Origin of the sequence: Sphingomonas sp. (assembly GCF_004799495.1) — a bacterium.
Lineage (GTDB): Bacteria > Pseudomonadota > Alphaproteobacteria > Sphingomonadales > Sphingomonadaceae > Sphingomonas.
The window spans coordinates 187,291-205,380 of the sequence record NZ_SSMY01000011.1 but is presented as its reverse complement, the minus strand read 5'-3'; the positions used below and the strand labels follow the sequence as shown (position 1 = coordinate 205,380).

23 protein-coding genes are annotated in these 18,090 nt (G+C 65.6%); 22 read left to right on the top strand and 1 reads right to left on the bottom strand.

The window, feature by feature from the left end:
- The first annotated feature begins 85 nt into the window (after positions 1-85).
- Together E7773_RS12350 and E7773_RS12345 are read left to right on the top strand one after the other, a co-directional pair.
- Complete coding sequence (locus E7773_RS12350; protein WP_293991701.1) at positions 86-991, top strand: fructose bisphosphate aldolase; 906 nt, start codon at positions 86-88, stop codon at positions 989-991.
- Positions 991-1,665: an O-methyltransferase gene (locus E7773_RS12345; RefSeq protein ID WP_293991699.1), complete on the top strand. Its 675-nt coding sequence runs from the start codon at positions 991-993 to the stop codon at positions 1,663-1,665. Before E7773_RS12350 ends, E7773_RS12345 begins: the two co-directional genes overlap by 1 nt.
- On the opposite strand, the gene E7773_RS12340 is transcribed toward E7773_RS12345, so the two are convergent.
- Positions 1,662-2,411: a DUF72 domain-containing protein gene (locus E7773_RS12340; protein WP_293991697.1), complete on the bottom strand. Its 750-nt coding sequence runs from the start codon at positions 2,409-2,411 to the stop codon at positions 1,662-1,664. The two genes, E7773_RS12345 and E7773_RS12340, sit on opposite strands and share 4 nt — an antisense overlap.
- On the opposite strand from E7773_RS12340, the gene thiE reads away from it, so the two are divergent.
- From thiE to nuoI, 20 genes are all read left to right on the top strand, one after another.
- Complete coding sequence (gene thiE / locus E7773_RS12335) at positions 2,411-3,124, top strand: thiamine phosphate synthase (RefSeq protein ID WP_293991694.1); 714 nt, start codon at positions 2,411-2,413, stop codon at positions 3,122-3,124. The two genes, E7773_RS12340 and thiE, sit on opposite strands and share 1 nt — an antisense overlap.
- Before the next feature lie 35 nt (positions 3,125-3,159).
- Positions 3,160-3,723, top strand: a complete 564-nt coding sequence (gene efp, locus E7773_RS12330; protein ID WP_293991691.1) for an elongation factor P — start codon at positions 3,160-3,162, stop codon at positions 3,721-3,723.
- Positions 3,724-3,731: 8 nt separating this feature from the next.
- Positions 3,732-4,544 (top strand): inositol monophosphatase family protein, encoded by an 813-nt coding sequence (locus E7773_RS12325; protein WP_293991688.1) that lies wholly within the window; start codon positions 3,732-3,734, stop codon positions 4,542-4,544.
- Between the two features lie 152 nt (positions 4,545-4,696).
- On the top strand, positions 4,697-5,890 hold the full coding sequence (locus E7773_RS12320) for a diguanylate cyclase (RefSeq protein WP_293991685.1): 1,194 nt from the start codon (positions 4,697-4,699) through the stop codon (positions 5,888-5,890).
- Between the two features lie 101 nt (positions 5,891-5,991).
- The gene (gene ndhC, locus E7773_RS12315) at positions 5,992-6,366 is read left to right on the top strand and encodes an NADH-quinone oxidoreductase subunit A (RefSeq protein WP_293991682.1); all 375 of its coding nucleotides are present in this window, start codon (positions 5,992-5,994) and stop codon (positions 6,364-6,366) included.
- Positions 6,363-6,920: an NADH-quinone oxidoreductase subunit B gene (locus tag E7773_RS12310; RefSeq protein ID WP_293991680.1), complete on the top strand. Its 558-nt coding sequence runs from the start codon at positions 6,363-6,365 to the stop codon at positions 6,918-6,920. Before ndhC ends, E7773_RS12310 begins: the two co-directional genes overlap by 4 nt.
- On the top strand, positions 6,917-7,141 hold the full coding sequence (locus tag E7773_RS12305) for a hypothetical protein (RefSeq protein WP_293991677.1): 225 nt from the start codon (positions 6,917-6,919) through the stop codon (positions 7,139-7,141). Before E7773_RS12310 ends, E7773_RS12305 begins: the two co-directional genes overlap by 4 nt.
- Positions 7,134-7,964 (top strand): NADH-quinone oxidoreductase subunit C, encoded by an 831-nt coding sequence (locus E7773_RS12300; RefSeq protein ID WP_293991675.1) that lies wholly within the window; start codon positions 7,134-7,136, stop codon positions 7,962-7,964. Before E7773_RS12305 ends, E7773_RS12300 begins: the two co-directional genes overlap by 8 nt.
- Entirely contained in the window at positions 7,961-9,196 is a 1,236-nt protein-coding gene (locus tag E7773_RS12295; RefSeq protein WP_293991672.1) for an NADH-quinone oxidoreductase subunit D, read from the top strand. The genes E7773_RS12300 and E7773_RS12295 overlap by 4 nt, the downstream gene beginning before the upstream one ends.
- Complete coding sequence (locus E7773_RS12290; RefSeq protein ID WP_293991669.1) at positions 9,196-9,414, top strand: hypothetical protein; 219 nt, start codon at positions 9,196-9,198, stop codon at positions 9,412-9,414. The genes E7773_RS12295 and E7773_RS12290 overlap by 1 nt, the downstream gene beginning before the upstream one ends.
- Positions 9,407-10,072: an NAD(P)H-dependent oxidoreductase subunit E gene (locus tag E7773_RS12285; protein WP_293991667.1), complete on the top strand. Its 666-nt coding sequence runs from the start codon at positions 9,407-9,409 to the stop codon at positions 10,070-10,072. Before E7773_RS12290 ends, E7773_RS12285 begins: the two co-directional genes overlap by 8 nt.
- Positions 10,072-10,239 (top strand): hypothetical protein, encoded by a 168-nt coding sequence (locus tag E7773_RS12280; protein ID WP_293991665.1) that lies wholly within the window; start codon positions 10,072-10,074, stop codon positions 10,237-10,239. Before E7773_RS12285 ends, E7773_RS12280 begins: the two co-directional genes overlap by 1 nt.
- Before the next feature lie 88 nt (positions 10,240-10,327).
- A complete protein-coding gene (nuoF, locus tag E7773_RS12275; protein ID WP_293991662.1) occupies positions 10,328-11,632 on the top strand; it encodes an NADH-quinone oxidoreductase subunit NuoF in 1,305 nt (434 codons plus the stop codon).
- Complete coding sequence (locus tag E7773_RS12270) at positions 11,629-12,294, top strand: hypothetical protein (RefSeq protein ID WP_293991660.1); 666 nt, start codon at positions 11,629-11,631, stop codon at positions 12,292-12,294. The genes nuoF and E7773_RS12270 overlap by 4 nt, the downstream gene beginning before the upstream one ends.
- Before the next feature lie 44 nt (positions 12,295-12,338).
- On the top strand, positions 12,339-12,932 hold the full coding sequence (locus E7773_RS12265; protein WP_293991658.1) for a hypothetical protein: 594 nt from the start codon (positions 12,339-12,341) through the stop codon (positions 12,930-12,932).
- 66 nt (positions 12,933-12,998) lie between these two features.
- On the top strand, positions 12,999-13,691 hold the full coding sequence (locus E7773_RS12260) for a hypothetical protein (RefSeq protein ID WP_293991655.1): 693 nt from the start codon (positions 12,999-13,001) through the stop codon (positions 13,689-13,691).
- A gap of 3 nt (positions 13,692-13,694) precedes the next feature.
- A complete protein-coding gene (gene nuoG, locus E7773_RS12255; RefSeq protein ID WP_293991652.1) occupies positions 13,695-15,713 on the top strand; it encodes an NADH-quinone oxidoreductase subunit NuoG in 2,019 nt (672 codons plus the stop codon).
- Positions 15,710-16,762, top strand: a complete 1,053-nt coding sequence (gene nuoH, locus E7773_RS12250; RefSeq protein WP_293991650.1) for an NADH-quinone oxidoreductase subunit NuoH — start codon at positions 15,710-15,712, stop codon at positions 16,760-16,762. Before nuoG ends, nuoH begins: the two co-directional genes overlap by 4 nt.
- Positions 16,759-17,580 (top strand): class I SAM-dependent methyltransferase, encoded by an 822-nt coding sequence (locus E7773_RS12245; RefSeq protein ID WP_293991647.1) that lies wholly within the window; start codon positions 16,759-16,761, stop codon positions 17,578-17,580. Before nuoH ends, E7773_RS12245 begins: the two co-directional genes overlap by 4 nt.
- Positions 17,577-18,062 (top strand): NADH-quinone oxidoreductase subunit NuoI, encoded by a 486-nt coding sequence (gene nuoI / locus E7773_RS12240; RefSeq protein WP_293991645.1) that lies wholly within the window; start codon positions 17,577-17,579, stop codon positions 18,060-18,062. Before E7773_RS12245 ends, nuoI begins: the two co-directional genes overlap by 4 nt.
- The last annotated feature ends 28 nt before the right edge of the window (positions 18,063-18,090 follow it).

Sequence of the window (18,090 nt, the reverse complement as noted above, 5' to 3'; positions counted from 1 at the left end):
CGTCCCGGGTCAATCCAGCCATTGCCGCGTCGCCTCGCGCTGTCTAACAGCCGCGCCACATACGTATGCAATGCTGGGAGCCCGCATGAACACCGCCGAGATGACCGCCAAGATCGCCGCCGGCCACGGCTTCATCGCCGCGCTCGACCAGTCGGGCGGTTCGACCCCCAAAGCGCTCAAGGGCTACGGTATCGAGGAAGGCGCGTGGTCGACCGATGCCGAGATGTTCGACCTGATCCACCAGATGCGCGTTCGCATCATCACCTCGCCCGCGTTCACTGGCGAGAAGGTCATCGCCGCAATCCTGTTCGAGCGCACGATGGATGGCGACGCGAACGGGACGCCGGTGCCGCAGGCGCTCCACGACCGCGGCGTCGTGCCGTTCCTCAAGATCGACAAGGGGCTGGAAGACGAAGGTAACGGCGTCCAGCTGATGAAGCCGATGCCGGGGCTCGGCGACCTGCTCGACCGCGCCGCCAAGCTCGGCATTTTCGGTACCAAGGAACGGTCGGTGATCAACGCCGCGAACCGCGCGGGGATCGCGGCGATCGTCGCGCAGCAGTTCGAGGTCGCGCAAACCGTTCTGGCGCACGGCCTGGTCCCGATCATCGAGCCCGAGGTCAACATCAAGAGCACCGACCGCGCCGACAGCGACGCGATCCTGACCGACGAGCTCAAGAAGGCGCTCGACGCGATGACCGGCGACGCGAAAGTGATGCTCAAGCTGTCGCTCCCTGCCAATCGCGGCCAGTACGATGCGCTGATCGCGCACCCGCGCGTGCTCAAGGTGGTCGCGCTGTCGGGCGGGTTCCACCGGCCCGAGGCATGCGCCGAACTGGCGCGCAACAAGGGCATGATCGCGAGCTTCAGCCGCGCGCTGCTCGAGGACCTGCGCTACCAGATGACCGACGCCGAATTCGATGCCGCGCTGGGCGAGGCGATCGACGAGATCTTCGCGGCATCGACCCAAAAGACGCCGGACGCCGCCTGATGGTCGAGCGCACCCAGCCGCAGGACGAGCGCTGGGCGGCGGTCGATCGGTATATCGGCGAGCATTTGCTGGGCGATAATGCCACGCTCGACGCGGCGCTAGCGGCAAACGCGGCGGGCGGCTTGCCCGATATCGACGTGTCACCGGCACAGGGGCGGATGCTCCACTTGCTCGCGCGGATGGCGGGAGCGCGGCGGATCCTCGAAGTCGGGACGCTCGGCGGCTATTCGACGATCGAGTTGGCGCGCGCATTGCCCGACAGCGGCGAACTGGTGACGCTGGAAATCGACCCGCACCATGCCGACGTCGCGCGCGCCAATGTCGCCGCGGCCGGATTGAGCGACCGGGTCGAGGTGATCACCGGGCCGGCGCTCGACAGCTTCGCGACGCTGACCGGGCCGTTCGATTTCGTGTTCATCGACGCCGACAAGGAAAACAACGCGGGCTACGTCCGCGAGGCGATCCGGCTGTCGCGCCCGGGCACGACGATCGTGGTCGACAACGTGATCCGCGAGGGCGGGGTGCTCGACGCCGACAGCGCCGACCCGCGCATCCAGGGCACGCGCGCGTTGTTCGATATGGTCGCCGCCGAGCCGCGTCTGACTGCGACCGCGGTGCAGACGGTGGGCGTCAAGAAATGGGATGGGTTTCTACTTGCGGTGGTGACCGGTTAGCGTTCGGCCTGCCGCAGCATTGCCTTGAGCGTCTGGGCGTCGTGAATGGCGTGCGCTTCGACGTCGTTGTTGAAATATCCCCAGACGGCGCGCCCGCTCCGCGCTTGCCCGATCATCCAGTCGGCCCAACCGAGCAGCGCCTCGTCGCGGTAGCGGCCCCAATATTTCCCGACGCCACCGTGAAATCGGACATAGGCCGCCGGACCGCTCGACCAGCGCGGGCTGGCGAGACCGGGCATGTCGTGGACGCAGAACGCCGCGCCATAGCGATCGAGCAGCGCCAGCGTTTCTTCGGTATACCAACTCGCCTCGCGAAATTCGAAGATATTGACGACATCGGTCGGCAGCAATCGGAGGAAGGACTCGAGCCGGTCGAGGTTGATCCGGAAACGCGGCGGCAGTTGGTAGAGGATCGGGCCGAGTGCATCGCCGAGATGACGCACCGGCGTCATCATCCGGTCGAGCGGCTCGGCGCAATCCTTCAGCTTTTTGGCCTGTGTCAGGAAGCGGTTAGCCTTGACGGTATAGCAAAATCCCGGCGGCGCCTGGTCGCGCCACGCGTCGAACGTCTCGGCCTTGGGCAGGCGATAGAAGCTGTTGTTGATCTCGACCGTGTCGAAATGCTCGGCGTAGAAGGCGAACCAGCGCTTGACCGGCAAGTCTTGCGGGTAGAAGGCGCCGCGCCAGTGCTGATACACCCAGCCCGAGCAGCCGATGCGGATCGCGGCGGGTGAAGAGGAAGACAATGGCGATCTCCGGCGACGATGATGGATACGAAACGGCGATCGGCGTCGAAGGGTTCGCCGACAGGTTCGTTCGCGACGATCGGCGCCCAGCGTGCCAGCTCTATCTCGTGTCGCCGCGCGATGTCGGCGGCGCGTTTCCCGACCGCCTTGCTCGCGCGCTCGACGCGGGGCCGGTCGCGGCGTTCCAGTTCCGGCTGAAAGATGTCGACCAGCACGAAGCGGCACGCCTCGCCGAACCACTTCAGCGGATTTGCGCGGACCGTGAGGTGGCCTTCATTGTCAACGACAGCGTCAGTTTGGCGAAGCGGCTCGGCGCGGACGGCGTGCATCTGGGGCAGGGCGATGGCGATCCGCGCGAGGCGCGGGCGCTACTTGGCCCCGACGTCCAGATTGGCGTTACGTGCCACGGCAGCCGACACTTGGCGATGGAAGCTGGCGACGCCGGCGCCGACTATGTGGCGTTCGGCGCCTTTTATCCTACGACGACCAAGGAAACGACGCATCGCCCCGACCCAGCGATCCTGTCGTGGTGGTCGACCCTGTTCGAGCTGCCTTCGGTGGCGATCGGCGGGATCACCCCGGCCAATGCCGCACCGCTGATCGCCGCGGGCGCCGATTTCCTCGCGGTGTCGAACGCCGTCTGGGGTGGAGACGAAGCGGCGGCGGTGCAAGCGTTCGCTGCCGTGCTTGCCGGGAACGGCGACGCTGGCTAAAGGCCGCGCTTCGCTATTCCCATCAGGCTGACACCATGAAAATCAACGCGGTCGAGATTCGTCCCGGCAACATCATCGAGTATGAAGGCAGTATCTGGAAGACCGTCAAGATCCAGCACACCCAGCCGGGCAAGGGCGGGGCGTACATGCAGGTCGAGATGAAGAACCTGCGCGATGGCCGCAAGAACAACGTCCGTTTCCGCTCGGCCGAAAGCGTCGAGCGCGTGCGGCTCGATACCAAGGATTTCCAGTTCCTGTTCGCCGACGGCGACGTCCTGACCTTCATGGACAAGGACACGTACGAGCAGACGACTCTGCCGCGCGACTTGCTCGGCGACGCCGCGGCGTTCCTGCAGGACGGGATGGACGTCGTAATGGAGCTGTACGACGAGGAGCCGATCTCGGTGCAGCTGCCCGACCAGATCGAGGCGACGATCGTCGAAGCGGACGCGGTGGTGAAGGGCCAGACCGCGTCGTCGAGCTACAAGCCGGCGATCCTCGACAACGGCGTGCGTATCATGGTCCCGCCGCATATCGGAACGGGCACGCGGATCGTTGTCGACGTGTACGAGCAAACCTACGTAAAGCGCGCGGACTAAAGCAGAAAATGCCTAGTCATTCCGGCCTTTTCACCGTCATCGAACGCGCCGCGCGCAAGGCGGCGCCGCGGTTGCGGCGTGACTTCAACGAGGTCCAGCACCTCCAGGTCAGCCGCAAGGGCCCGGCCGATTTCGTGTCGATGGCCGACAAACGGTCAGAGCAGACGCTGGTCGAGGAACTGCGCAAGGCGCGCCCCGACTGGGCGATCCTGGCCGAAGAGGGCGGGGAGCTGCCCGGCGACCCGAACAAGCCGCGCTTCGTCATCGATCCGCTCGACGGCACGAGCAATTTCCTCCACGGACTGCCGCACTTCGCGATCTCAATCGCGGTCGAGGAGCCCATGGCGAACAGCAAGCGCGAGGTCACGACGGCGCTCGTCTATCAACCGCTGACCGACGAGAGCTTTTGGGCCGAAAAGGGCCGCGGCGCCTGGGTGCAAGACCAGCGGCTACGCGTGTCGTCGCGCCGCGACCTGTCCGAAGCGCTGATCGCGACCGGCATCCCGTTTTTGGGACATGGCGATTTCGTGCAGTGGAGCCGTATTTTCGGCGCAGTCGCGCCTGAAGTGGCGGGAATCCGTCGTTTCGGGTCGGCGGCGCTCGACCTCGCCTGGGTCGCGGCCGGGCGGTACGACGGCTATTGGGAATCGAACCTGCAGCCGTGGGATGTCGCGGCGGGCATGTTGCTGGTCAAGGAAGCGGGTGGGTTCGTCACCGACTTCCGCGGCGGCGACAAGATGATCGAGCGCAGCGAATTCCTTGCGGCGAACGACGTGCTCCAGTCGAAGCTGCACAAACTGGTCGCAGGCGCTTTGCGCTGATGTGCGGGCTGGCGGCGCTGCTGCTCGCCGTCACGACCGCCGCACTGACGGTCGACAATCCGCCATCCGTGCATCGCCAGCACTAATCGTCCGCTTCGCATGCCATGATAGGACTAACCCGGCCTTAACGCTCCCCGGAGTATGCGCGGGGCATGGCAGATGCCGCCCCCATGCCGACCGACGACACGCTGCTACGGGCGCGGCTAGGCTCGGTGTACGCGCTCGCGGTGCCGACGATCGCGATGGATCTGCTCGGATCGACGTTGCTGGCGGGATATTTCTGGAGTCCCGCGCGCGCTGGTTGGCTGCTCACCTGGCTCGGTGCGACGGTCGTACTGTGCGCCGGGCGCGGCGGGGCCGCCTTCGCGTTCCGGACCGGGCGGATAGCGCACGTACCCGCGCGGTCGATCGCGAAACTGCTGGTGCTGTTCGCAGGGCTATCCGCGTTGTTGTGGAGCGGCGCGGTTGGCTGGATGCTCGACGTCGGAACCGACAACCAGGTGATGTTCGTCGTGTGCATCGTGCTTGCCGCCGTCAGCATGACGATCGCCAACGTCGCCTATTGGCCGGTCTATGCGATGTTTGCGATGCCGGTGACGTTGGCGGCGGCGTCGGGGCTGGCTCTATCCGGGCGGCCCGGGCACCTTGTCCTCGCCGGTGCGGGTTTTGCGCTGGCGCTCGCCATGCTGGCGATCAGCCGCCGCCTCGCGAACCAGATCGTCCATGCCTACCGTCTCGCCATCACCAACCAGGCGCTGGTCGATTCGCTCGGCGAGCGCGGGCGCGAATTGGAGCAGGCGTGTGACGCGCTCGAACGCGTCAGCCGCACCGATCCGCTGACGGGGCTCGCCAATCGCCGCTCGCGCGACATGCGGCTCGCCGACGAATGGACCCGCGCCGTCCGCAATGGCGGGAGCCTCGCGGTCGTTGCGATCGACGTCGACCGGTTCAAGAAATTCAACGACACGCACGGCCATGACGAAGGCGACCGTGCGTTGCAGGCGGTCGCCGACATGCTCCAGGCGGGCATCCGCGTGCCGATCGATCTCGCCGCGCGGCAGGGGGGCGAGGAGTTCATGCTGATCCTGCCCGGCGTCGACTTGGCCGGCGCGGCGTCGATTGCGGAGCGCGTTCGGGTAATGGTGGCGAAATGCGGCGCCGATCCGGCCTATGCGCTGCCCGACAAGGTTACGATCAGCCTGGGCGTCGCGGCGATGGAGCCCGCGGCCGGGCGGTCGGTGCACGAACTGACGATCGCCGCCGACGCCGCCCTGTACCAAGCCAAGATGGGTGGGCGGAACCGTTACGAGCTCGGGACGATCACTCCTGTCGCCAGCGCTGCCTAAACCGAACTAATTGCGAGTCATTCTCACCGCTAGAGCCTTGCTCGATAGAGGGCGGGGTCCTAGAGACGCGGCCAACGCTTCGCACCCGCGAGAGAGAGCTTTTGGTCGACCTGTCACAATATCTGCCGATCCTGCTGTTCCTGGGGGTCGCGCTCGCGCTGTCGAGCGCGTTCGTGTTCCTGCCGATGATCGCCGCACGCTTCACCGGCGCGCATCAGCCAAACCCGGAAAAGCTCAGCGAATATGAGTGCGGTTTCCCCGCGTTCGAGGACCCGCGCAGCCAGTTCGACGTGCGCTTCTACCTGATCGCGATCCTGTTCATCGTCTTCGATCTGGAAGCGGCGTTCATTTACCCTTGGGCGGTCAGCGTGTTCCAGCTCGGCTGGGTGGCGTGGGGATCGATGATGATCTTCATCGCCGAACTCGCGCTCGGTCTCGTCTATGCCTGGAAGAAGGGAGCGCTCGATTGGGAATGACCCCGCATTCCGGCCCGGTCGAATTGCCGATGAGCACTGGCGGCGGGATTATCCAGCCCGATCAGGCGTTTTTCGACGGCCTCAACGGTGAGCTGACCGACAAGGGTTTCCTGGTCACCTCGACCGAGGACCTCTTCCAGTGGGCGCGCACCGGCAGCCTGTGGTGGATGACGTTCGGACTGGCGTGCTGCGCGGTCGAGATGATCCACGTCAACATGCCGCGCTATGACCTCGAACGCTTCGGCGCCGCGCCGCGCGCGAGCCCGCGTCAGAGTGACGTGATGATCGTCGCGGGAACGCTTTGCAACAAGATGGCGCCGGCGCTGCGCAAGGTCTACGACCAGATGTCGGAGCCCAAATACGTCATCTCGATGGGCAGCTGCGCCAATGGCGGCGGCTATTACCATTATAGCTACAGCGTCGTGCGCGGCTGCGACCGGATCGTGCCGGTCGACATCTACGTTCCCGGCTGTCCGCCGACCGCCGAAGCGCTGCTCTATGGGATCATGCAGTTGCAGCGGAAGATCCGCCGCGTCGGGACGATCGAGCGGTGAGCGGCTTGTCGAGGAAGCGGCGGCTGATTGGGGTAGCGGCGATCCTGCTGGTCGACGCCGTTTTTATTGCGTTCAAACGGCGCGATTTCGGCGATTTGTGGGCGGAGAACCGGATTGCTTTCGCCCAGTTGGCGGGCGTGGTCGCCGGTGTCGCCATCATCGCTGGGATCGCCGCTGGCGCGATGATCTGGCGGGGCGAGCGGAGCGGGCCGGATGCGTAGTTCCGCGCCAGCCTACACTTCCAACGACGGCGTGATCGACGTCGCCGAGCGCGCGCTCGGCAAACGGGTGCTGTCGAGCCTCGAAGCGGCATACGAAGTGTCGTTCACCGTCGACCGTGAAAGCCTGGTCGAGACGATGACGCTGCTGCGCGACACGCCCGGGCTCGAATATCAACAGCTGATGGAGATCGCGGGGGTCGATTACCCCGAGCGGCCCGACCGCTTTGAAGTCGTCTATTGCCTGCTCAGTCTGACGCGCAACCACCGCATCCGCGTCCACGTCCAGACCGACGAGATCAAGCCGGTGCCGTCGGTGACGGGCATCTGGCCGGTCGCCGGTTGGCTCGAGCGCGAAGTGTACGACATGTACGGCGTGCTGTTCGAGGGGAATGCGGACCTGCGTCGCATCCTGACCGATTATGGGTTCGTCGGGCATCCGCAGCGCAAGGACTTCCCGCTGACCGGCTATGTCGAACTGCGCTATTCCGAAGAGACCAAACGCGTCGCGTACGAGCCGGTGAAGCTGGCGCAGGATTTCCGCACGTTCGACTTCATGTCGCCGTGGGAGGGTGCCGAGTACGTCCTGCCGGGCGACGAAAAGGCCAAGCTGCCGGAGGGAAAGGGCGCGCCGACGCCGCTCAAGGCCGACGAGATAATCAAGGCCGACGCCGCGCAATCGCCCAAGGCCGCGCCCGTCACGCCGAAGGTGACCGAATCCCCCGCGCAGACCGGTGAAGGCAAGGCCGAGCCCAAGCCGAAGCGTTCGCGCAAGCCGAAGAATCCGGACGTGGTGCCGACCAAGGGCAAGGGGCAGAACCAATGAGCGATGCCCTCGACCAGATGTTGGGCCGCGAGGACGCCGAAGACCCGGCCACGGGCGACGTGCAGATCCAGAACTACACGATCAATTTCGGGCCGCAGCATCCCGCCGCGCACGGCGTGCTTCGCCTCGTCATGGAGCTCGACGGCGAGATCGTCGAGCGCGTCGACCCGCACGTGGGCCTGCTTCACCGCGGCACCGAGAAATTGATCGAATATAAGACGTACGCGCAGGCGCTGCCCTATTTCGACCGGCTCGATTACTGCTCTCCGATGTGCATGGAGCACAGTTTCGTGCTCGCGGTCGAAAAGTTGCTCGACTTGGAAGTGCCCATTCGTGCGCAGTACCTCCGCGTGTTCTTCGCCGAGCTGACACGCATTTCGAACCACATGCTCAACCTCGGCAGCCACGTGATGGACGTCGGCGCGATGACGCCGAACCTGTGGATGTTCGAGTTGCGCGAGGACTGCCTCAACTTCTTCGAACGCGCGTCGGGCGCGCGGATGCACCACAATTACCTGCGGCCGGGCGGGGTGCATCAGGACGTACCGCTCAAGCTGCTGACCGACATCGCCGACTGGCTCGACACGCGCGTGCCACGATTGTTCGAGGACGCGATCAGCCTGGTCGCCGACAACCGCATCTTCAAGCAGCGCAACGTCGACATCGCGGTGGTCAGCCGCGAGGATGCGGTGCGCTGGGGCTTCTCCGGACCGATGATCCGCGGGTCGGGCATCCCGTGGGATTTGCGCAAGTCGCAGCCGTACGACGTCTACGCGAAGATGGACTTCGACGTGCCGGTCGGCACGCGCGGCGATTGCTACGACCGCTTCATGGTCCGCGTCGAGGAAGTCCGCCAGTCGGTCCGCATCATGAAGCAGTGCCTGTCGGAAATGCCCGCCGGTCCGATCGCGAGCGACGACCGCAAGGTCGTGCCGCCCAAGCGCGCCGAGATGAAGCAGTCGATGGAAGCGCTGATCCATCACTTCAAGCTGTTCACCGAGGGCTATCACGTCCCCGCCGGCGACGTGTACGTCGCGACCGAAAGCCCCAAGGGCGAGTTCGGCGTCTATCTCGTCGCCGACGGCAGCAACAAGCCGTATCGCTGCAAGATCCGCCCGACCGCGTTCAGTCACCTCCAGGCGATGGATTTCATGTCGAAGGGCCACATGCTGGCCGATACGACGGCGATATTGGGCGCGCTCGACATCGTGTTCGGGGAGTGTGACCGGTGATGCTTCGCTCGCGCAATAAAATTATTTTGATTGCCGTCGCTCTCGTCGCGTTGGTGGCGGGCGCATTGATCGCGTTCCTTGCGCCAACGTCGCATAAGGCCGGGCCGTCGAGCGGGCCGCACACGGTGTTGATTGCGCTGCTCCCGATCTACGTGTCGCTGATCCCGATTTATGCGGGCGCTGCGCGGCGCCGCAGGAATAAGAATAACGATGGCTGAAACCCCTCAAATCCCCGACGAAGCCGAAACCCGCGTGCGCTGGGGCGATTTTGCGTGGACCGACGCGAATGCCGCCAAGGCGAAGGAAATCCTCGGCCGCTATCCGGCGGGGCGTGAGCAATCGGCCTCGATCCCATTGCTCGATCTCGCGCAGCGGCAGGTTGGGGCGGAGACCGACACGCAAGGCTGGCTGCCGGTGCCGGTGATCGAGTTCGTCGCACGCCAGATCGGCGTGCCGTACATGCGCGTGTACGAAGTCGTCAGCTTCTACACGATGTTCAACATGGCGCCGGTCGGTCGCTATCACGTCCAGGTGTGCGGGACGACGCCGTGCCTACTGGCGGGGTCGGATGACGTGCTCGCGGCGTGCAAGAACCATGGGCTGGTCAAGGGCAGGACGACGCCCGATGGGCTGTTCACGCTGACCGAGGTCGAGTGCCTGGGCGTGTGCGCCAACGCGCCGATGGTCCAGATCAACGACGATAATTACGAGGATCTCGACTACGACCGCACGATCGGTGTGCTCGAGGCGCTGGCGCGGGGCGAAACGCCGCCCGCCGGATCGACCATCGGCCGCCGCGCGAGCTGTCCCGAGGGTGGGCCGACGACGCTGAAAGAGATGGTCGACGCCAACCACGATTATCGGGGGGAATGGTGATGCGCGGGCAAAACCCCATCATCGCATTGTTCGCGATCATCGGCGCGCTGATCGTGCTCGGTATCGTGCTGAAGGTCGCATTCGCGCTGATCGGGCTGATCGTCACGGTGGGGATCGTGCTGGTGCTGTTCTATTTCATCCGCGGCGCGATGGGGGGACGGCGATGACCTCGGCGCAACTTGCCGCCATCATCGCCGCGTTTAGTGGCGCGTTCGTGTGCATCGTCGCCGCCGCCAAAAAGCGGGGGCGCCGCTGATGCTCGCCGACAAGGACCGCATCTTCACCAACGTCTACGGGTTTCAGCCCTGGACGCTGCTGGCGGCGCGTGCGCGTGGCGATTGGGACAACACCAAAAAGCTGCTCGAGATCGGCGCCGACACGATCATCGACCGGATCAAGGCGTCGGGCCTGCGCGGGCGCGGCGGGGCGGGGTTCCCGACCGGCACGAAGTGGGGCTTCATGCCCAAGGAGCCGCGACCCGATCGTCCAAATTTCCTGGTGATCAACGCCGACGAATCCGAGCCTGGATCGTGCAAGGACCGCGAGATCATCCGCCACGATCCGCACAAGCTGATCGAAGGCGCGCTGGTTGCCGGTTATGCGATGCGCGCGCGTGCCGCGTACATCTACATCCGCGGCGAATATATCCGCGAGGCGGAGGTGCTCTTCGCGGCGATCGCCGAGGCTTACGACGCCGGGCTGATCGGCAAGAATGCGTGCGGATCGGGGTACGATTTCGACGTGTTCTGCCACCGCGGGGCGGGCGCGTACATTTGCGGCGAAGAGACCGCGATGCTCGAAAGCCTGGAGGGCAAGAAGGGCCAGCCGCGCCTGAAGCCGCCGTTCCCGGCGGGTGCCGGCCTCTACGGCTGCCCGACCACGGTCAACAACGTCGAATCGATCGCGGTGGTGCCGACGATCCTGCACCGCGGCCCCGAATGGTTCGCGAGCTTCGGCGCGGAGAACAACAAGGGCACCAAGCTGTTCCAGATCAGCGGCCATGTGAACCGCCCCTGCGTCGTCGAGGACGCGATGTCGATCCCGTTCCGTCAACTGATCGACGAGCATTGCGGCGGCATCCGCGGCGGGTGGGACAATTTGCTCGCGGTGATCCCCGGCGGGTCGTCGGTGCCCTTGGTCCCGGCCAAGGACATCATGGATTGCCCGATGGACTTCGACGGGCTGAAGGCGGTCGGGTCGGGGCTCGGCACCGCGGCGGTGATCGTCATGGACAAGTCGACCGACATCGTCCGCGCGATCAGCCGCATCTCCTATTTCTACAAGCACGAAAGCTGCGGCCAGTGCACGCCGTGCCGGGAGGGCACCGGCTGGATGTGGCGCGTGATGGAGCGGCTGCGCACCGGCGACGCCGACGTGTCGGAGATCGACACGCTCTACAGCGTGACCAAGCAGGTCGAAGGTCACACGATCTGCGCGCTGGGCGACGCCGCGGCGTGGCCGATCCAGGGCCTGATCAAGCATTTCCGTCCCGAAATTGAGCGGCGCATCGCCGAAGCGCAGGGTGGCGATCTGTCGCCGATGCAGGAGGCCGCGGAGTGACCAAGCGGCTGGCCGTCCTGTCGGCGCTTGCCGTGTGCTGGGTGTCACCGGCCAGCGCGCAATATGCGTTGCCGACGCCCTATGCCGCGATGCCCTCGGACCGGCCGCTGTCCGACAACGACAAGGCGCGCGAGATGCTGAACCAATACGGCTATTGCGTCGTGATGCAGCATCTGGGCGGCGTGCAGCGGGCGCTGGCGCTGGGCGACGATGCGGCAACCGACGGCGCGCTGCGCAAGCTCGCGACCGACGATTGCCTGTTCGCGGGCAAGCTGAGGATGTCGCCGCCGTTGTTCCGCGGCGCGATCTACCGCGCGATGTACGTGCGGGAGTTCGGCTATCTTTCGCAGGGCGCGCGCGCGGCGGTCATTCCCGCGAATGGCCAGCCCGGCGAGGAAGTCGACGCGGCGCCGTCGATCACGTTCGGCGGGTGCGTCGCCAAGCTGGCGCCCGCGGCGGCGCGCGATCTGGTAATGGCCACCCCCGCCTCGCGCAACGAAGACGCGGCACTGGCGACGCTTCGGCCGACCCTGGCCGACTGCCTGCCGCCCAAGCAGCAGGTGCGACTGACGCGCTGGGGATTGCAGGCGACGGTGGCGGAGGCGCTGTACAAGCGCACCGTCGCGTTGAGCGACAAGACCAGGGCAGTGGGGGCAAAGTGATGTCGAATCCGATTTTCCCCGCGTCAAGAACAGGAGGCCGCCACATGAAATATCCGCTTGTGATCGCCGCATTGCTCGGCGCCTTCGTCGCGCTGCCCGCGCATGCCAGCGATGGCTACGACGTCGCGCAATGCGTCGTCGACAACGACGCGCATGACGCGAAGATGCTGCTCGCGACCTTGCCCGGTTCCGAAAGCGAACGCCGCGCCGGCGCGAAGCTCATGGATTTGTATGGCGGGTGCAACGACAACCGGCGGATGGGCGGCCAATTCGCGTGGCGCGAGCGCGCGGAGATCGCCAACGCAGCGCTGATGAACTGGTTGGAGCGCGGCCGGTTCGACGCGGCATCGCCCCCGCCACGCGCGAGTTGGGCCCTCACCGTAAGCGAAGGCAGTTGGGGGTACGACCGCAACCTCGTCTCGATCCGCCAGTTCGGCGATTGCGTCGTGGCGCTCAACCCGGTCGGCGCGCTGGACCTTGCCCGCTCGACGCGCGGCAGCGTCGGCGAGCGTGCGGCGATCCGCGCTTTGACTCCGGCGCTCAACGACTGCCTGGCGCCGGGCAAGAATTTCACGGTGAAGCGCGACGACCTTCGGTTGATCGTCGCCGAGCCGCTCTATCACATGGTGTCCAAGTAAGACGTTCGCGATGAATACGCCCCACTTTCCGACCGGCGCACGCCGCCTGCCGCCCGAGATGGCGGCATGAAGTACGGCATCGCGTTGTTCGCCGTCATGGCACCCATACTGGGTGCGCCCGCCTTCGCGCAGCAGAAGGCGAGCATGGACGGGGAAAAAGTGCTCGCCAAGTTCGCGCAATGCGCTGTCCGCGCCGCGCCGCGCGAGGCCGCGATGGTGATCGATACCGCGCCCGACAGTGCGGCCGAGCAGGCTCAACTCGACCTGCTCTTCAAAAAGCATGGCAATTGCTTCCAATTCGGTCCGACGCTGGCGGCCGATGAACTATCGGCTGAGGTCGCGTTGGGACGCCTCAGCGTGGCGCAGGCGGCCGGTCAGCTTGCTGGGCAGCGCCAGCAAGTGGCGTTTCCCCGACGCGCGCTGCGCGGCGCGATCGCGACGCGGCTCTATCTTGATCTTGCGAAGGCCAGCCCACCCGCCAGCCCGGTGCCTGCGCCGGCCCTAGGCAATGCTGGGTTGCCGCCCGGCTATGTCGTCGTCCGCTGTGCGGCGGCACTGGATCCGGTCATTGCCGACCGGCTGGTGCGGTCGAAGCGGCTGTCGACGACCGAAGCCGAGGCCGGTCGGGCGTTCGCGCCTGTCCTCAACGGTTGTGCGCGGGGCATGGGGCGGATCGACATGACCGGTACGGCGATTCATGGCTGGGCCGCCGAAGCGCTGTATTTGCAACGCCGCCCTGCCGTGGCGGAAGGACGCTGAACGATGCCGAAGCTCAAGGTAGACGGGATCGATATCGAAGTCCCCGCGGGCGCCACCGTGCTGCAGGCGTGCGAGGCCGCGGGCAAGGAAATCCCGCGCTTCTGTTATCACGAGCGGCTGTCGATCGCCGGCAATTGCCGGATGTGCCTGGTCGAAGTGAAGCCTGGGCCGCCCAAGCCGCAGGCGTCGTGCGCGCTGCCCGCGGGCGACGGGCAGGAGGTGTTCACCAACACCCCGATGGTCAAGAATGCGCGCGAAGGCGTGATGGAATTCCTGCTGATCAACCACCCGCTCGACTGCCCGATCTGTGACCAGGGCGGCGAGTGCGACTTGCAGGATCAGTCGATCGCCTATGGCCGTGGTCATTCGCGCTACGACGAGAACAAGCGCGCGGTGACCGAGAAATACATGGGGCCGATCGTCAAGACGGTGATGACTCGCTGTATCCAGTGCACGCGCTGCATCCGCTTCGCCGAGGAAGTCGCGGGGGTCGAGGAAATCGGCGCGATCTACCGCGGCGAGGACATGCAGATCACGTCGTACCTCGAAAGCGCGGTGACGAGCGAATTGTCGGGCAATGTCGTGGACTTATGCCCGGTCGGCGCCTTGACGTCGAAGCCCTACGCGTTCGAGGCGCGACCGTGGGAATTGAAGAAGACGCTGGCAATCGACGTGATGGACGCGGTCGGGACGAACATTCGCCTCGACAGCCGCGGGCGGCAGGTGCTCCGCGCGCTGCCGCGCGTCAACGACGACGTCAACGAGGAGTGGGCGAGCGACAAGACGCGGCATGCGGTCGACGGCCTCGTGCGACGGCGGCTCGACCGGCCCTATGTGCGGCGCGGCGGGAAGCTGGTCGCGGCGAGCTGGGACGAAGCGTTCGCGGCAATCGTGGCGGTGAAAGCCGGCAAAAGCGTCGCGGCGGTGCACGGTGATCTCGTCGATTGCGAAACGATCTTCGCGGCCAAGGCGCTGGTCAAGGCGATGGGCGGGAGCCTGATCGAAGGGCGCCAGACCGGCGCGGACTATGACGTGTCGAGCTTGGCCGCGGTCAATTTCAACACGACGATTGCCGGTGTCGAGCGCGCCGACGCCATCCTGTTGATCGGGTCGAACGTCCGCTGGGAAGCGCCGCTGGTCAACACGCGGATCAGAAAGGCCGTCAAGAAAGGCGCGAAAGTCTTTGCGATCGGGCCGGAAACCGATCTGACGTACAAGACCGAATGGATCGGCGACGACCTGTCGCTGATCGGCAACTTACCCAAGGCGGCCGCGGAGGCGTTCAAGAACGCCAAGGCGCCGATGGTGATCGTCGGCGGCCTGGCGGTGAAGCGCGCGCACGGCGCGGCGCTCAAGTTCGCCGACACGTTCGGGCTGATCCGCACGCTGGAGGACGGCACGGCTTGGAACGGGTTCAACGTGCTGCATTTCTCGGCCAGCCGGATGGGTGGACTGATGCTCGGTGCGGGTCAGCCGGGCGGGATCGCCGATATCTACGCCGCGGCGCCCAAGCTGGTGTTCCTGATGGGCGCGGACGAGGTCGATTTTGCCAGGCTCGACAAGAGCTTCACGGTCTATGTCGGGCATCACGGCGACAAGGGCGCGGCGGCGGCCGACGTCGTGCTGCCGGGCGCGAGCTATGCCGAGAAATCGGGCACCTACGTCAACCTCGAGGGTCGCGTGCAGCGTGGCGAGCGGGCGGTCTTCCCGCCGGGCGATGCACGCGAGGACTGGACGATCCTGCGTGCGCTTAGCGACACGCTGAAGGTGACGTTGCCGTTCGATAGTCTCGAGGAACTCCGCGCGCAGATGGCGCTCGACACGCCGGCGCTCGGCCAGCTCGGTCTGGCCAAGTTCGACTGGAGCCCGCCTAAGCTCGACGCCAAGACGGAAGGCACGATCACCGGTTATCCGATCCAGGATTTCTACCTCACCAACGCGATCTGCCGCGCCAGCCCGACGATGCAGCAATGCTCGGCCGAACTCATCCACGGCCAGTCGTTCGCGGAGGCGGCGGAATGACCTCCTGGTTCACCTATCTTGGCATGGAATACGGCTGGGCGTGGTTCATCGCCACGATCATCGACATACTCGTCATCGCGCTCCCGCTGATGCTCGCCGTCGCGATGATCATCTACGCCGACCGCAAGATCTGGGCGGCGATGGCGCTCCGCCGCGGCCCAAACGTGGTCGGGCCGCTCGGGCTGCTCCAGTCGTTCGCCGACGGGCTCAAGGTCTTCCTGCAGGAAACAATCATCCCGTCCGCGGCGAACAAGGGCCTGTTCCTGATCGCACCGATCATCACCTTCACCGTCGCGCTGATCGTGTGGGCGGTGGTGCCGTTCCAGGCGGGCGTGGTGCTGTCCAACATCAACGTGGGTCTGCTCTACGTGCTCGCGGCGTCGAGCCTCGGCGTGTACGGGATCATCATCGCCGGCTGGGCGTCGAACTCGAAATATCCTTTCTATTCCGCGCTGCGTGCGGCCGCGCAGATGGTCAGCTACGAAGTGTCGATCGGCTTCGTCCTGATCTCGGTCGTACTGTGGGCGGGGAGCTTCAACCTCGGCGAGATCGTCGAGGCGCAGCGCGGGTACGCCTGGGGCTGGGTCAACGGCAATTTCATCAACCCGCTGCTGTTCCCGATGGCGGTGGTGTTCTTCATCTCGTCGCTCGCGGAAACGCAACGCGCGCCGTTCGATCTGACCGAAGCCGAAAGCGAGCTCGTCGCGGGGTACCAGACCGAATATTCGTCGATGAGCTTCGCGCTCTACTGGCTCGGCGAATATGCCAACGTGATCCTGATGTGCGCGCTGAACGCGGTGCTGTTCTGGGGCGGGTATCTGCCGCCGCTCAACGTCGGGTGGATGTACGCGGTGCCGGGGATCGTCTGGCTGTTCGCCAAGATTTTGTTTTTCTTCTTCCTGTTCAGCTGGGTGAAGGCGACCGTCCCGCGCTATCGTTATGACCAGCTGATGCGGCTCGGGTGGAAGGTGTTCCTGCCGCTGTCGCTGATCTTCGTGTTCGTCGTGTCGGGCTATTTGATGTGGCAGCGCGTGGGATTGCCGGGATGAGCGCCGCCGCCGCCAAATTGTCAGATGTGCGCGACTTCTGGGATGCCGCGTCGTGCGGTGAGGACTTGCTCCTCGCCGATGAGAGCGTTGCGGGGTACGCCGAGCAATCGGCCGAGCGCTATCGGCTCGAGCCATACATTCCGGCGTTCGCGGGGTTCGCCGACGCGGCGGGTGAGCGCGTGCTGGAGATCGGCGTCGGGCTTGGGGCGGATCACGAGCAATTTGCGCGCGGCGGAGCGCACCTCACCGGGGTCGACCTGACGCCGCGGGCGGTCGAGCATACGCGGCGGCGGCTTGCGCTGATGGGTCTGTCATCGGACCTTCAGGTCGCCAATGCCGAGGCGCTGCCGTTCGCCGACGCCAGTTTCGACCGCGTCTACAGCTGGGGCGTGCTCCACCATTCGCCGGACACGCCCAAGGCGTTCGCCGAGGCGCTGCGCGTGCTCCGTCCGGGCGGGCAGTTCCGCTTCATGATCTACAACAAATGGAGCCTGATCGGGCTGATGTTGTGGGCGCGCTATGGTCTCGCCAAAGGCAAGCCGACGCTGTCGCTGGCGGAGGTTTATAGCCGCTACCTCGAAAGCCCCGGAACCAAGGCCTACACCCCCGCCGGCGCGTTCGCGTTGTTGAACGGTGCGAGCCGCGACGCGAGCATCCAGATCGAACTCAGCCACGGCGACTTGCTCGAAAGCGGCGCGGGACAGCGGCATCAGGGCCGCGCGCTCGATATCGCCCGCAAGGTCTGGCCGCGCTGGCTGCTCCGCCGCGTTGCGAAGCGCAACGGGCTGTTCCTGCTCATGAAAGGCACCAAGGCGTGACCGTCGGTCAGATCATCAAGTCGTTCACGCTGTGGGAGTTCATCAAGGCCCATGCGCTGACCTTCCGCTACATGTGGAAGCCCAAGGCGACGATCAATTACCCGTTCGAGAAGAACCCGATTTCGCCCCGCTTCCGCGGCGAGCATGCGCTGCGGCGCTATCCCAACGGCGAGGAGCGCTGCATCGCGTGCAAGCTGTGCGAGGCGATCTGTCCCGCGTTGGCGATCACGATCGAGGCCGAGCCGCGCGACGACGGCAGCCGGCGCACGACGCGCTACGACATCGACATGACCAAGTGCATTTATTGCGGCCTGTGCCAGGAAGCGTGCCCGGTCGATGCGATCGTCGAGGGGCCGAACTTCGAATTTTCGACCGAAACGCGTGAGGAATTGATCTACGACAAGGCCAAATTGCTCGACAATGGCGACCGCTGGGAACGCGCGATCGCCGCGAACCTTGCCGCCGATGCACCCTACCGTTAATCGCGCTCCAACTCTTCGGGGACCCCTG